The 13366-nt window shown below is 68.4% G+C and carries 19 protein-coding genes; 15 read left to right on the top strand and 4 right to left on the bottom strand.

Features of this window, described 5'->3' with window-relative positions; all coding sequences use genetic code 11:
• The first annotated feature begins 70 nt into the window (after positions 1-70).
• The gene (locus tag PFX98_RS01465; RefSeq protein ID WP_285233392.1) at positions 71-1039 is read left to right on the top strand and encodes a tripartite tricarboxylate transporter substrate-binding protein; all 969 of its coding nucleotides are present in this window, start codon (positions 71-73) and stop codon (positions 1037-1039) included.
• Between the two features lie 20 nt (positions 1040-1059).
• Here the strand turns inward: PFX98_RS01465 and PFX98_RS01460 are convergent, their stop codons facing one another.
• The 3 genes from PFX98_RS01460 to PFX98_RS01450 are packed head-to-tail and all read right to left on the bottom strand — an operon-like array spanning position 1060 to position 2797.
• A complete protein-coding gene (locus PFX98_RS01460) occupies positions 1060-1449 on the bottom strand; it encodes a VOC family protein (RefSeq protein ID WP_285233391.1) in 390 nt (129 codons plus the stop codon).
• A 17-nt stretch (positions 1450-1466) separates the two neighbouring features.
• Positions 1467-1910, bottom strand: coding sequence for a D-aminoacyl-tRNA deacylase (gene dtd / locus PFX98_RS01455; protein WP_285233390.1), 444 nt, complete (start codon positions 1908-1910; stop codon positions 1467-1469).
• Positions 1907-2797 (bottom strand): cation diffusion facilitator family transporter, encoded by an 891-nt coding sequence (locus tag PFX98_RS01450; RefSeq protein WP_285233389.1) that lies wholly within the window; start codon positions 2795-2797, stop codon positions 1907-1909. The genes dtd and PFX98_RS01450 overlap by 4 nt, the downstream gene beginning before the upstream one ends.
• A 104-nt stretch (positions 2798-2901) precedes the next feature.
• Here PFX98_RS01450 and argB point away from each other — a divergent pair, with 104 nt between their 5' ends.
• From argB to tatC, 12 genes are all read left to right on the top strand, one after another.
• Complete coding sequence (argB, locus tag PFX98_RS01445; protein ID WP_285233388.1) at positions 2902-3813, top strand: acetylglutamate kinase; 912 nt, start codon at positions 2902-2904, stop codon at positions 3811-3813.
• Between the two features lies 1 nt (position 3814).
• Positions 3815-4516, top strand: a complete 702-nt coding sequence (locus tag PFX98_RS01440) for an HAD-IA family hydrolase (RefSeq protein WP_285233387.1) — start codon at positions 3815-3817, stop codon at positions 4514-4516.
• Positions 4517-4650: 134 nt separating this feature from the next.
• Entirely contained in the window at positions 4651-5331 is a 681-nt protein-coding gene (locus PFX98_RS01435; protein WP_285233386.1) for a response regulator, read from the top strand.
• Between the two features lie 69 nt (positions 5332-5400).
• Positions 5401-6045, top strand: coding sequence for a nucleoid occlusion factor SlmA (slmA, locus tag PFX98_RS01430; protein WP_285233385.1), 645 nt, complete (start codon positions 5401-5403; stop codon positions 6043-6045).
• 289 nt (positions 6046-6334) lie between these two features.
• Positions 6335-7258, top strand: a complete 924-nt coding sequence (locus tag PFX98_RS01425) for an ATP-binding protein (RefSeq protein WP_285233384.1) — start codon at positions 6335-6337, stop codon at positions 7256-7258.
• Positions 7251-7691, top strand: a complete 441-nt coding sequence (locus PFX98_RS01420) for an NUDIX domain-containing protein (RefSeq protein ID WP_285233383.1) — start codon at positions 7251-7253, stop codon at positions 7689-7691. Before PFX98_RS01425 ends, PFX98_RS01420 begins: the two co-directional genes overlap by 8 nt.
• A gap of 22 nt (positions 7692-7713) precedes the next feature.
• Positions 7714-8112, top strand: a complete 399-nt coding sequence (gene hisI / locus PFX98_RS01415; RefSeq protein ID WP_285233382.1) for a phosphoribosyl-AMP cyclohydrolase — start codon at positions 7714-7716, stop codon at positions 8110-8112.
• Complete coding sequence (locus PFX98_RS01410; RefSeq protein WP_285233381.1) at positions 8109-8444, top strand: phosphoribosyl-ATP diphosphatase; 336 nt, start codon at positions 8109-8111, stop codon at positions 8442-8444. The genes hisI and PFX98_RS01410 overlap by 4 nt, the downstream gene beginning before the upstream one ends.
• Positions 8445-8470: 26 nt before the next feature.
• Positions 8471-8818 carry a histidine triad nucleotide-binding protein gene (locus PFX98_RS01405; protein ID WP_285233380.1) on the top strand — a complete coding sequence of 116 codons (348 nt, stop codon included), beginning with the start codon at positions 8471-8473 and terminating at the stop codon, positions 8816-8818.
• A 65-nt stretch (positions 8819-8883) separates the two neighbouring features.
• A complete protein-coding gene (gene tatA / locus PFX98_RS01400; RefSeq protein WP_285233379.1) occupies positions 8884-9111 on the top strand; it encodes a Sec-independent protein translocase subunit TatA in 228 nt (75 codons plus the stop codon).
• Positions 9108-9578, top strand: coding sequence for a Sec-independent protein translocase protein TatB (gene tatB, locus PFX98_RS01395; RefSeq protein ID WP_285233378.1), 471 nt, complete (start codon positions 9108-9110; stop codon positions 9576-9578). Before tatA ends, tatB begins: the two co-directional genes overlap by 4 nt.
• Positions 9575-10360, top strand: coding sequence for a twin-arginine translocase subunit TatC (tatC, locus tag PFX98_RS01390; protein ID WP_285233377.1), 786 nt, complete (start codon positions 9575-9577; stop codon positions 10358-10360). Before tatB ends, tatC begins: the two co-directional genes overlap by 4 nt.
• A gap of 30 nt (positions 10361-10390) precedes the next feature.
• On the opposite strand, the gene PFX98_RS01385 is transcribed toward tatC, so the two are convergent.
• Entirely contained in the window at positions 10391-11536 is a 1146-nt protein-coding gene (locus tag PFX98_RS01385) for a S1C family serine protease (RefSeq protein ID WP_285233376.1), read from the bottom strand.
• A 30-nt stretch (positions 11537-11566) separates the two neighbouring features.
• Here PFX98_RS01385 and PFX98_RS01380 point away from each other — a divergent pair, with 30 nt between their 5' ends.
• Together PFX98_RS01380 and pdxA are read left to right on the top strand one after the other, a co-directional pair.
• On the top strand, positions 11567-12319 hold the full coding sequence (locus tag PFX98_RS01380; protein WP_285233375.1) for a Nif3-like dinuclear metal center hexameric protein: 753 nt from the start codon (positions 11567-11569) through the stop codon (positions 12317-12319).
• On the top strand, positions 12316-13338 hold the full coding sequence (gene pdxA, locus PFX98_RS01375) for a 4-hydroxythreonine-4-phosphate dehydrogenase PdxA (protein ID WP_285233374.1): 1023 nt from the start codon (positions 12316-12318) through the stop codon (positions 13336-13338). The genes PFX98_RS01380 and pdxA overlap by 4 nt, the downstream gene beginning before the upstream one ends.
• Positions 13339-13366 lie beyond the last annotated feature (28 nt).

The raw sequence follows: 13366 nt of genomic DNA, 5'->3' as shown, positions 1-13366 counted from the left end.
AGTTTCCGTAACAACGGCCTCGCCGGGCGGACCTAGCATGCGGCTTCACCCCTACCATCGTTGAGGCAACATGAACAAACTGCTGCTCGCCTGCCTGGCGGCCCTGGGCACCACCGCCGCCTGGGCCGAGTACCCGGAAAAACCCATCACCATCGTCGTGCCCTTCGCGGCCGGCGGCCCCACCGACAAGGTGGCGCGTGATCTGGCCGAGGCCCTGCGCAAGCCCCTCAACGCCACGCTGGTGATCGAGAACGTGGGCGGTGCCGGCGGCACCCTGGGGGCGACCAAGGTGGCCAAGGCGGCGCCGGATGGCTACACCATCCTCTTGCACCACATCGGCATGTCGACCTCGCCGGCCTTGTACCGCAATATGCAGTACAAGACCCTGGACGACTTCGAGTACCTGGGCCTGGTCAACGAGGTGCCGATGACCCTGATCGCCAAGCCCAGCATGGCGGCCAGCAACTATGCCGAGCTGAGCAAGTGGATCGCGGCCAACCAGGGCAAGATCAACCTCGCCAATGCCGGCCTGGGCTCGGCGTCGCATCTGTGCGGCCTGCTGTTCCAGAGCACCCTGAAGGTGGACATGACCACCGTGCCCTACAAGGGCACCGGCCCGGCCATGACCGACCTGATCGGCGGCCAGGTGGACCTGATGTGCGACCAGACCACCAACACCAGCAGCCAGATCGAAAGCGGCAAGGTCAAGGCCTATGCGGTCACCACCAGCAAGCGCCTCACGGCGCCCGCGCTGGCCAAGCTGCCGACGCTGGACGAGATGGGCCTGAAGGGCTTCAACGTCTCGATCTGGCATGGCGTCTACGCGCCCAAGGGCACGCCCAAGCCGGTGCTGGACAAGCTCAACACCGCGCTGAAGACGGCCCTCAAGGACGCCGACTTCCACAAGCGCCAGGAAGCCCTGGGCGCGGTGATCGTCAACGACGCCCGCAACAACCCGGCCGATCACAAGAAGTTCGTCGAGGCCGAGATCAACAAATGGGGCCCCGTCATCAAGGCGGCGGGGCAGTACGCCGATTGACTAGCGGCGGCTGACGACGCTCAAGCCTCGGCGCGGCATACCAGCGCCAGCTTGTTGCCGTCCAGATCGCGGAAATAGGCCGCGTAGAAGTTCGGCCCATAGGCCTCGCGCAGGCCGGGCGCGCCCTCGCTGCGGCCGCCCTGGGCCAGTGCGGCGGCATGGGCGGCGTCCACCTGGGTGCGCGTGCTGGCTTCCAGGGCCAGCATGCTGCCATTGCCGGCGCTGGCGTCCAGGCCGTTGTAGGGCTTGCAGATCCACAGCTGGGTCTTGGCATCGGGCGCGTCGGGGCCGTAGCCGACGAAGTCGTCGTCCGCATAGCTGGCCTTCATGCCCAGGGGCTGCAGCACGGCGTCGTAAAAGGTCTTGGCGGCCTGGCGGTTGTTGCTGCCCAGGGTGGCGTAGCTGATCATGGCGCGGGTCTCCTCGGTCAATTGATGATGCGCATCGGGATGGTGACGGGGCCGTCGTTGACGAGGCTCACCTGCATGTCGGCCCCGAACTCGCCGCTTTGTACCAAGCCATGCCGGGCGCGGGCAAAAGTCAGGCAATGCTCGTAGAGCTTGCGGCCCAGTTCGGGGCCGGCCGCGCCACTGAAGCTGGGGCGGTTGCCGCCGGCCAGGTCGGCCGCCAGGGTGAACTGCGACACGATCAGGAGGCCGCCGTCCACGTCCTGCAGGCTCAGGTTCATCTTGCCGGCCGCGTCGCTGAAGATGCGCAGCTTGAGCAGCTTGGCGATGAGCTTCTCGGCCTGGGCCTCGCCATCGCCCGGCTCGGCGCAGACCAGCAGCAAGAGGCCGGGGCCGATCGCGCCGATGGTCTGGCCGGCCACGTCCACGCGGGCCTGCTTGACGCGCTGCACCAGGCCGATCACAGCAGGTCCTTCGGGTCGTCGAAATGGGCTTCCACGTCCATCGGCAGCAGCTGGATGGTGGCGCGCAGGCCGGGCACGGCGCTCATCAGTGCCTGCTCGACCGAGGTGCGCACCGCGGCGGCGCGCCCCAGGCTCCAGGCCGCGGGCATGTGCATGTGCAGGTCGACGAAGCGGCGCTGGCCGGCGCAGCGCGTGGCGATATGGTCGAAGCGGATGGTCTGGTGGGCAAAGTCGTCCAGCACCTGCTGGATGGCGGCGCGCGACTCGGCGTCCAGGGCCTGGTCCATCAGGCCGTCGGTGGACTTCCAGATCAGCAGCGCACCCTCGCGCATGATGTTGAGCGCCACCAGCATCGCCAGCAGCGGGTCCAGCCAGAGCCAGCCGGTGGCCATCACGCCCAGCAGGCCGGCCACCACGCCGGCCGAGGTCCAGACGTCGGTGAAGAGGTGGCGCGCATCCGCCTCCAGCGCCATCGAGCGGTGCTCGCGGGCCTTGCGCAGCATCGCCCAGGCCAGGCCGCCGTTGAGGGCCGAGCTCAGCAGCGAGAGCGCAATGCCGAAACCCAGTGCCTCCACCGGTTGCGGGGCCAGCAGGCGGTGCACGGCGGCCCAGATGATGCCGGCGGCGGCGGCCAGGATCAGCACGCCCTCGAAGCCGCTGGAGAAGTACTCGGCCTTGTGGTGGCCGAAGGGGTGGTCTTCGTCGGGCGGGCGCTGCGCCACCGTCACCATCGCGAGGGCGAAGATCGCACCGGCCAGGTTGACCAGCGATTCCATCGCGTCGGACAAGAGGCTGACCGAATCGGTCCACCACCAGGCGCCGGTCTTGAGGGCGATGGTCACCAGGGCGACGCCCACCGAGATGCGCAGATAGGAGCTGACTTGCATGGCCGGCATTGTCGCCGCGGCCGCGGCCGGGAGCCGCCGACGCAGGGGGCGGGTCCTACAATCTGCGGCAGCCCCATCCACGCCTTTTGATCCAGCGCATCATCATGAGCCAAGAAGCACAGCACCAGACGGACGTCTCCCACATCGCCCCGCGCGAGAAGGCCGAGATCCTCTCGCAGGCCCTGCCCTATATCCGCAAGTACCACGGCAAGACCATCGTCATCAAGTACGGTGGCAACGCCATGACCGACCCGGCCCTGCAGCAGGACTTTGCCGAGGACGTGGTGCTGCTCAAGCTGGTGGGCCTGAACCCGGTGGTGGTGCATGGCGGCGGCCCGCAGATCGAGGGCGCGCTGAGCCGCCTGGGCAAGAAGGGCCACTTCATCCAGGGCATGCGCGTCACCGACGAGGAGACCATGGAAGTGGTCGAGTGGGTGCTGGCCGGCCAGGTGCAGCAGGACATCGTGGGCCTGATCAATGTGGCCGGCGGCAAGGCCGTGGGCCTGACCGGCCGCGACGGCGGCATGATCCGCGCCAAGAAGCTCAAGATGGTGGACAAGGACGACCCCGCCAAGGAGCACGATGTCGGCCAGGTGGGCGACATCGTCAGCATCGACCCCAGCGTGGTGAAGGCGCTGCAGGACGACCAGTTCATCCCGGTGATCAGCCCGATCGGCTTTGGCGAGCACAACGAGAGCTACAACATCAATGCCGATGTGGTGGCCGGCAAGCTGGCCGAGGTGCTGAAGGCCGAGAAGCTGGTGCTGCTGACCAACACCCCCGGCGTGCTGGACAAGGCCGGCAACTTGCTCACCGACCTGTCGGCGCGCGAGATCGACGGCCTGTTCGCCGACGGCACGCTCTCCGGTGGCATGCTGCCCAAGATCGCCTCGGCGCTGGACGCGGCCAAGAGCGGCGTGAACGCGGTGCACATCATCGACGGCCGCGTGCCGCACTCGATGCTGCTGGAGATCCTGAGCGACCAGGCCTACGGCACCATGATCCGGTCTCACTGAGTTGAGCAAGCGCCGCCAGCCGGTCTGGCTCTTCGACCTCGACAATACCCTGCACAACGCCTCGCACGAGGTGTTCGGTGCGCTCAATGTGGCGATGACGCGCTATATCGAGCGGGAGCTGGGCGTCGACACGGCCGAGGCGAACCGGCTGCGCGCCCAGTACTGGGCCCGCTACGGCGCCACCCTGATCGGCCTGGTGCGGCACCACGGCGTGGACGCCGCGCACTTCCTGCGCGTCACGCATGCCCTGCCGGGCCTGGAGGGCGGCCTGCACACCCATGCCCATGACCTGGCCGCGCTGAAGCGGCTGAAGGGGCGCAAGGTGCTGCTGACGAACGCGCCGCTGGCCTATGCGCTGCGCGTGCTGAAGGCCCTGAAGATGCGGCGCTGCTTCGACAGCGTGCTGGCGCTGGAGCACATGGCCATGTTCGGCGAGCTGCGCCCCAAGCCGGACCGGCGCATGTTCCGCTACATCGCGGCCAGGCTGAAGGTGCCGCCCTGGCGCTGCATCCTGGTGGAGGACACCCTGATCCACCAGAAGACGGCGCATGGCCTGGGCATGGGCACGGCCTGGATGCAGCGCTGGGCCGCACGCTCGACGCATGGGCCCGAGGCCGGGCTTGCGCTCAAGCGCAGGCCCGTCTATGTGCGCCAGCGCATCGCCAGCCTGGGCGCGCTGCGGCCAGAGGAGTGCGGGCGCTGAGTATCGCCGTGCCGGTGCCGCCGGCGCCCTGGGGCAAACCGCCGTGGGGCAGGGAAGCTACGCTCCTCTAAGCGTGGGATTGCAGGCACCGCTGCCGCTGCCAGAATGGGGTTCCATCACGTGGCGACCCTCGCATGTCATTGTTCAGTGTTCTGATCGTTGAAGACCAACTCAGGTTCCGAGAGGCATTCGCGCACGCGCTCGAGAAGGCGCCGGATATACGCTTGCTGGGCATCGCCACCGACCTGCCGCAGGGGCGCAAGCTGTTCGACCAGACCCGGCCCGATGTGCTGCTGGTCGACCTGGACCTGCCCGGCGGCAGCGGCATCGAGCTGATACGCCATGCCGCCCACACCATGCCCGAGTGCGAGGTGATGGTGATCTCGGTGTTCGGCGACGAGCAGCATGTGCTCTCCAGCATCGAGGCCGGCGCCACCGGCTATCTGCTGAAGGACAGCCTGGCGCTGGATCTGCCGGGCCAGTTGCGCTCCCTGCGCGCCGGCGGCAGCCCCATCAGCCCGGTGATCGCACGCCGCCTGCTGATGCGGCTGGCACCCCAGGCCGGCCATGGCCCGGCGCCCGATACCGGCACCCTGCCGCTGGACGACGAGACCGTGGTGGCGCTGTCCGAGCAGGAATCGCGCGTGCTGCACCTGGCCGCCAAGGGCTTCACCTTCGACGAGATCGCCCAGTTCATGAGCGTCTCGCCGCACACCATCATGACCTATGTGAAGCGCACCTACCGCAAGCTGCAGGTGCGCTCCAAGGTCGAGGCGATCTACGAGGCGCGCCGCCTCGGCTGGCTGCGCGACTGACGTTTCGGGGCGGGGCCGGGCGCCTATGCCAGAATCGGCGCACCCAACCCGCGCCAGCGCACCGAGCCGATGCACGCCACCCCCGACGACCTGAGCGACGCCGAATCCGCGCCTTCTGCCCCCAGCGGCGCGCCGCGCAAGCGCCCGCGCCCGGGCGAGCGCCGCGTGCAGATCCTGCAGGTGCTGGCCGGCATGCTGGAGCAGCCCGGCGCCGAGCGCGTCACCACCGCGGCGCTGGCGGCCAAGCTGGAGGTGAGCGAGGCGGCGCTGTACCGGCATTTCGCCAGCAAGGCGCAGATGTTCGAGGGCCTGATCGAATTCATCGAGACCAGCATCTTCAGCCTGGTGAACCAAATCACCGAGCGCGAGGGGTCAGGTCTTGCGCAGGCGCAGAAGATCGTCTCGGTGCTGTTGCAGTTCGGCGAGCGCAACCCCGGCATGACGCGGGTGATGGTGGGCGACGCGCTGGTGACCGAGAACGAGCGCCTGGTGGCGCGCATGAACCAGTTCTTCGACCGCATCGAATCCTCGCTGCGCCAATGCCTGCGCAGCGCGGCCGAGGCCAGCGGCTCGGCCACGCCCACGGTGGACGCGAACGCCCAGGCCTCGGTGCTGGTGAGCTTCGTGATCGGCCGCCTGCAGCGCTATGCGCGCTCGGGCTTCAAGCGCCAGCCCACCGAGCAACTGGAAGCCGCGCTGCGCATGCTGCGATAGGGCCTGTTAATACTACGCCGATGGGCCGCGAAGGCTCGCCTCAGCGGGCCAAGCTAGGCGCGGCGCGCCGCCCGCACTGGCGTGCGGGCCAGCGTTGCAACAACGCGTGGCCCGCCGAGACGCGCCTTCCCGCAGGGTTGTGGCCAGAAAGACCGCAGGCCGCGTTGCAAATCCTCGCCGGGTGTCCAACCCGGCTGCGGTTTGCGCCTTGCCTGCGGCCTTTCTGGCCGACAACGCGACCCATTGGCGTAGTGTTAGCAGGCCCTCGTTCATTCCGTACACTGACGGAATGTCTGCAGTTGAACACCTGATGGCACGCGCCGAGGCGCTGCTTGGCCGGCTCGAAGCCGTGCTCCCCCAGCCGCTTGCGGCCCCCGATTGGCAGGCCTCCACGGCCTTTCGCCTGCGCAAGCGCGCCGGCCGCATGGTGCTGGAGCCGGTGCGGCATGTGGCGAGCATCCGCCTCTCGGACCTCAAGGAGGTCGAGCCGCAGAAGCAGCGCCTGATGCGCAATACCGAGCAGTTCGTGGCCGGCCGCCCGGCCAACAACGTGCTGCTGACGGGCGCCAAGGGCACCGGCAAGAGCTCGCTGATCAAGGCCTGCCTGAACGAATTCGCCGCCCAGGGCCTGCGCCTGATCGAGGTGGACAAGGCCGATCTGGTGGAGCTGCCCGATCTGGTGGATCTGGTGGCCGAGCGGCCCGAGCGCTTCGTGATCTTCTGCGACGATTTGAGCTTCGACGAGGGCGAACTGGGCTACAAGGCGCTCAAGTCCATGCTGGACGGCTCCATCGCCGCCGGCAGCGACAACGTGTTGATCTACGCCACCAGCAACCGCCGCCACCTGCTGCCCGAGCAGATGCGCGACAACCTCGGCTACAAGCACACCGAGGATGGTGAGGTGCACCCGGGCGAGGCGGTGGAGGAGAAGATCTCGCTGTCCGAGCGCTTCGGCCTGTGGGTCAGCTTCTACCCCTTCAGCCAGCAGGAATACCTGGCCATCGTGGCGCAATGGCTGAGCCATTTCGGCCTCGACGAGGCCCAGATCGCAGCGGCGCGCCAGCCCTCGCTGGTGTGGGCGCTGGAGCGCGGTTCGCGCTCGGGCCGCGTGGCCTATCAGTTTGCGCGCGACCTGGCGGGCCGTGCCGAGGCGCTGCCCGCCGCGGCGCAAGCCAACATGGCCAGCCCGCCCGAGGGCCTGGACCATGTCTGAGCGGACCCCCGTGGACGTGGCGGTGGGCGTGCTGGTGGAGCGCGACGCCGCGGGCCGGGAAGGGCGCTTTCTGCTCACCTCGCGGCCCGAAGGCAAGGTCTATGCAGGCTACTGGGAGTTCCCGGGCGGCAAGCTGGAGGCCGGCGAGAGCGTGGAGCAGGCCCTCAAGCGCGAGCTGCACGAGGAGTTGGGCATCCAGATCGGCGCCGCCCACCCCTGGAAGGTGGAGCTGATGGACTATCCGCATGCGCGCGTGCGCCTGCATTTCTGCAAGGTCTACGACTGGCAGGGCGAGTTCGAGATGCGCGAGCAGCAGGCGATGGCCTGGCAGAGCCTGCCGGTGCAGGTGCAGCCGGTGCTGCCGGGCACCGTTCCCGTGTTGCAGTGGTTCGCGGCGGAGCGCGGCCACCAGGGTCCAACCCATCACGATTAGCCATGCCGGCTAAACTTGGCGCATGAACAGCCTGGATCAAGTCAAGTGGGATCGCGACGGCCTGGTGCCCGTGATTGCCCAGGAGCGCGACAGCGGCGACGTCGTCATGTTCGCCTGGATGAACCGTGAGGCGCTGGCGCTCACCATCGAGAAGGGTCAGGCGGTGTACTGGAGCCGCTCGCGCGCCCGCCTCTGGCACAAGGGCGAGGAGTCCGGCCATGTGCAGCAGGTGCACGAGATCCGCCTGGACTGCGACAACGACGTGGTGCTGCTGAAGATCACCCAGCATGGCCACCAGCCCGGCATCGCCTGCCATACCGGCCGCCATTCCTGCTTCTACCAGCGCCTGGAGAACGGCGTCTGGCAGAGCGTCGAGCCGGTGCTCAAGGATCCGGCCAGCATTTACGCCCAACAAGCATGAACGGCAACGACATCCTCAGCCGCCTGGCCGACGTGATCGACTCGCGCAAGCCCGCGGCCGGCGGCGATCCCGCCACCAGCTATGTGGCCAAGCTCTTCCACAAGGGCACCGACGCGATCCTGAAGAAGGTCGGCGAGGAGGCCACCGAGGTGGTGCTGGCCGCCAAGGATGGCGATGCGCAAAAGCTCGTCTACGAGGTGGCCGATCTCTGGTTCCACTCGATGGTGGCGCTGTCCGCTCAGGGCCTGCGCCCCGAGCAGGTGCTGGCCGAGCTGGCGCGGCGCGAGGGCCTGTCGGGCCTGGAAGAATTTGCCCAGCGCCCGCATCCCTGACATCCCGAGTTTTCTTTTTCCCGCCTATGTCGCACGACCCGAACTGCATTTTCTGCAAGATTGTTGCCGGCCAGATTCCGTCCAAAAAGGTCTACGAGGACGAGCAGGTGCTGGTTTTTCACGATATCCACCCCTGGGCGCCGGTGCACATCCTCTTGATTCCCAAGCTGCACATCCCCAGCTTGGTTGAGGTGACGGGTGAGCATGCGGCCCTGCTGGGCCATATGAGCACGCTGGCGCCGCGCCTGATGAAGGAGCTGGGGGTGACGAATGGCTTCCGCACCGTCATCAACACCGGCCCGGACGGGGGGCAGGAGGTCTACCACCTGCACATGCATGCCATGGGCGGGCCGAGGCCCTGGCTCAAAGGCTAAGCTGGTTCAAGGTCATGTCATCGCGCGCCACCTAGAATGGCCGCTTCGTTTCCAGGAGAAGACATATGGGTTCGTTCAGCATTTGGCACTGGCTCATCGTGCTGGCCGTGGTGGTGCTGATCTTCGGCACCAAGAAGCTCAAGAACGTGGGTTCTGACCTCGGCGCCGCAGTGAAGGGTTTCAAGGACGGCATGAAGGATGGCAGCACATCCGACGCACCGCCCCAGCAGGTCACCAGCAACAAGGTGGCGGATGCCAACACGGTCGACGTTGAAGCCAAGACCAAGCAGTGATCGATTTCGGTTTTGACAAGCTGGCCCTGATCGGCGCGGTGGCGCTGATCGTGATCGGGCCCGAGCGTCTGCCGCGCGTGGCCCGCACCGTGGGCCATCTGCTGGGCAAGGCGCAGCGCTATGTGGCGGATGTCAAGGCCGAGGTGAACCGCTCCATCGAGCTCGAGGAGCTCAAGAAGATGAAGGGCCAGTTCGAGGACGCGGCGCGCGAGGTCGAGAAGAACGTGCAAAGCGAAATCAACTCGGCCAACCAGGCCTTCGAGCAGACCTGGGGCGAGGTGACCGGGCAGACCTCGATCGAGAACAGCTACGCCAGCAGTGCCGGCTACAAGCCGCCGAAGAAGAACTGGCGTGTGAAGCGCGGCGCCACGCCGATCTGGTACAAGCAGCGCCAGGGCGTGCGCCGTCATGCCCAATCCGGCGCCGCCCGCGTGGCGCGCTTCCGCCCGCCCCGCAGAGCAGCATGAGCACAAGCCCCCAAGAAGACGAACTCGCCGGCACCGAACAGCCCTTTGTCTCGCACCTGATCGAGCTGCGCGATCGCCTGATCCGCGCGGTGATCGCGATTGCGCTGTGCTTCGGCGTGCTGTGCATCTATCCCGGCCCGGCCGGGCTGTACGACATGCTTGCCGCGCCCCTGGTGGCGCACCTGCCGCCGGGCTCGACCCTGATCGCCACCAATGTGATCTCGCCCTTTCTGGTGCCGCTCAAGATCACCCTGATGGCCGGCTTCCTGCTGGCCCTGCCGGTGGTGCTGTACCAGATCTGGGCCTTTGTGGCGCCGGGCCTGTACACGCATGAGAAGCGCCTGGTGCTGCCCCTGGTGGTGTCGAGCACGCTGCTCTTCATCGTCGGCGTGGCCTTCTGCTATTTCTTCGTGTTCGGCCAGGTGTTCAAGTTCATCCAGAGCTTTGCGCCCAAGAGCATCACCGCCGCGCCCGATATCGAGGCCTATCTGAGCTTCGTGCTGTCGATGTTCATCGCCTTTGGCGCCGCCTTCGAGGTGCCGGTGGTGGTGGTGGTGCTGGCGCGCATGGGCCTGGTGAGCGTGGAGAAGCTGCGTGAGTTCCGCGGCTACTTCATCGTGCTGGCCTTCATCATCGCGGCGGTGATCACGCCGCCGGACATCGTCTCGCAGCTGGCGCTGGCGATTCCCATGTGCCTGCTCTACGAGGCGGGCATCTGGGCCGCGGGCATCTTTGTGCGCTACTCCAAGGCGCCCGAGGACGAAGAGACCCCCGCCGCCTGACGGCGCCGATCCGCCGCCAATCGGCCGGCTTCACTCCGGCGCTTCGTCGGCCTGGATCTGCGGCTTGGGCCGCTGACCCACCAGCAGTTTCAGCTCCAGGCTTTCGCTGCCGCGCTGCACCGCCAGCAGCACCTGGCTGCCGGGCTTGAGCGCCGCCGCCGCGCTGAGCAGCTCGGCCGGGCTCAGCACCGGCTTGCCGGCCACGCCGGTGACCACGTCGCCGGGCTTCACGCCCGCCGCGGCCGCCGGGCTCTTGCCCACCACGCCGCTCACCAGCACGCCCTGCTTGGTACTGAGCTTGAAGGCATCCACCATCTCGGGCGTGAGCTCGCGCGTCTGCACGCCGATCCAGCCGCGCGCCACCTGGCCATCCTTCACCAGCGCTTCCAGCACCTGGCTGGCGGTGCTGATGGGGATGGCGAAGCCAATGCCCAGGCTGCCGCCGCTGCGCGAGAAGATCGCCGTGTTGATGCCCACCAGCTGGCCCTCGGCATCCACCAGTGCGCCGCCCGAGTTGCCGGGGTTGATGGCGGCATCGGTCTGGATGAAGTTCTCGAAGGTGTTGATGCCCAGCTGGCTGCGCCCCAGCGCGCTGACGATGCCCGAGGTGACCGTCTGGCCCACGTTGAAGGGGTTGCCGATCGCCAGCACCACATCGCCCACCTGCAGGGTCTCGGCCCGGCCCAGGCGTATCACCGGCAAGCCGGGCAGCCGGATGCGCAGCACCGCCAGATCGGTCTCGGGATCGGTGCCCACCAGCTCGGCGCGCGCCTCGCGGCCATCGCTGAGCAGCACCTCAATGTCGGAGGCGCCCGCCACCACATGGTTGTTGGTGAGCAGGTATCCTTCGCTCGAGACGATCACGCCCGAGCCCAGGCCCACCTGGGGCCGGCCCTCGCCGCGCCGGTTCAGCGGGAAGGGGTGCCAGGGTGCCTCGCCGCGCGCGCTGCGCGCCGGCGGCTTGCTGGCGGTGATGCTCACCACCGCGGGCGTGGCCAGCCGCGCCGCCTGCGCATAGCCGACGCGCGCGGGGCTGGAGGCCGCCGGCGCCGGCACCTGTTGCAGCAGCACCGGTGTCGCAGAATGCAGCCAATGCGGCTTCAGCGTGCCCACCACGAACCAGGCCGCCAGCGCGACCGTCGTGGCCTGGGAGAATAGCAACCACCACGCACGCAAACCGCTCTTCTGCAAACCGACCCCCAAGCCATGGCGCAACGCACCGACATCGAACGCACACTCGGCAACTGGCTGGAGCCGGGCCGTTTCAAGGATTATGGGCCGAACGGCCTGCAGGTCGAGGGCCGCGACGAGATCGGCCGCATCGTCTGCGGGGTCACCGCCAGCCTGGCGCTGATCGATGCCGCCATCGCGGCCCGGGCCGATGCCATCCTGGTGCACCATGGCCTGTTCTGGCGTGGCCAGGACGGGCGCGTCACCGGCTGGATGAAGCAGCGCCTGGCGCGCCTGCTGGCGGCCGACATCAGCCTGTTCGCCTACCACCTGCCGCTGGATGCCCATGCCGAGCTCGGCAACAACGCCCAGCTGGGCCTGCGCCTGGGCTGGCAGGCGGATGCGCGCTTCGGCGAGCAGGAGCTGGGCTTTGCCGGCGCGCTGCCCGCCGGCCAGCAAGACCTGACCCTGCTGCAAGGCCATGTGCAGGCGGTGCTGGGCCGCGCGCCCACGGTGCTGGCCGGCGATGGCCGGCCGCTGCGCCTCGTGGCCTGGTGCACCGGCGGGGCGCAGGGCTATTTCGAGGCTGCCATCGCCGCCGGCGCGGATGTCTTCCTCACCGGCGAGCTTTCCGAGCCGCAGGCGCATATCGCCGCCGAGACCGGCGTGGCCTTCATTGCCGCCGGCCACCATGCCACCGAGCGTTATGGCGTGCAGGCGCTGGGCGAGCGCCTGGCCGCCGAGTTGGGGCTGCAGCAGCAGTTCATCGACATTGCGAACCCCGCATGAGCAAGCCGCTGCTCCTCACCATGGGCGATGCCTGCGGCATCGGCCCCGAGATCATCGCGATGGCCTGGGCGCGCGAGGCGCTGCAAGCAGGTCCGCGCGATGTCTGCGTGGTCGGCGATGTGGGCGTGCTGCGGCGTGCCCTTGCCTGGGCGGGTGTTGCGGTGCCGCTGGCCAGCCTGAGCGCGCCCGACGAGGCCGCACCGCCCGGCGCGCTGCCGGTGTGGCAGCCGCCCGGCCTGCCCGCCGGGCTGCTGGACTGTCCCGTCGGCCGGGTCGATGCGCGCGCCGGCGCTGCCGCGGCGCTTTGCATCGAGGCCGCGGTGCGCGCCATCCAGTCCGGCCAAGGTAGCGCGCTGGTGACGGCGCCCATCCACAAGGAGGCCTTGCACGCCGCCGGTTCGCCTTATCCGGGCCACACCGAGATGCTGCAGATGCTGGCCGCGGCCGACGGCCGGCCGGCGCCGGTGCGCATGATGCTGGCCAACGAGGAGCTGCGCACCGTGCTGGTGACCATCCACGTGGCGCTGCGCGAGGCGATCGACCTGATCAGCCGTGCGCGCGTGCTGGAAACCTTGTGCATCACCGATGCCGCGCTGCGCGCCTGCGGCATCGCGGCGCCGCGCATTGCGGTGGCGGGCCTGAACCCGCATGCGGGCGAGGGCGGGCTGTTCGGCGACGAGGAGATCCTGCACATCGCGCCCGCGATCGCCGACGCCCGCGCCCTGGGCATTGCGGCCAGCGGACCGATTGCGCCGGACACCGTCTTCATGCGTGCCCGCAACGCGGCGGGCCATCCGGGCGAGTTCGACGTGGTGGTGGCGATGACGCACGACCATGGCCTGATCCCGGTGAAGTACCTGGGGGTGGAGCAGGGCGTCAACGTCACCCTGGGCCTGCCCTTTGTGCGCACCAGCCCGGATCACGGCACGGCCTTCGACCTGGCGGGTAGCGGCCGCGCCGACCCGTCCAGCCTCCTGGCGGCGCTGCGCATGGCGCGTCGGCTGCTCGCCGGGGCATGACATACTGCGAGGCCTAACGAGTCGAGGG

The organism is Paucibacter sediminis (assembly GCF_030254645.1).
Taxonomy (GTDB): Bacteria; Pseudomonadota; Gammaproteobacteria; order Burkholderiales; family Burkholderiaceae_C; genus Paucibacter_B; species Paucibacter_B sediminis.
This window is presented reverse-complemented; position numbering and strand designations above follow the sequence as displayed.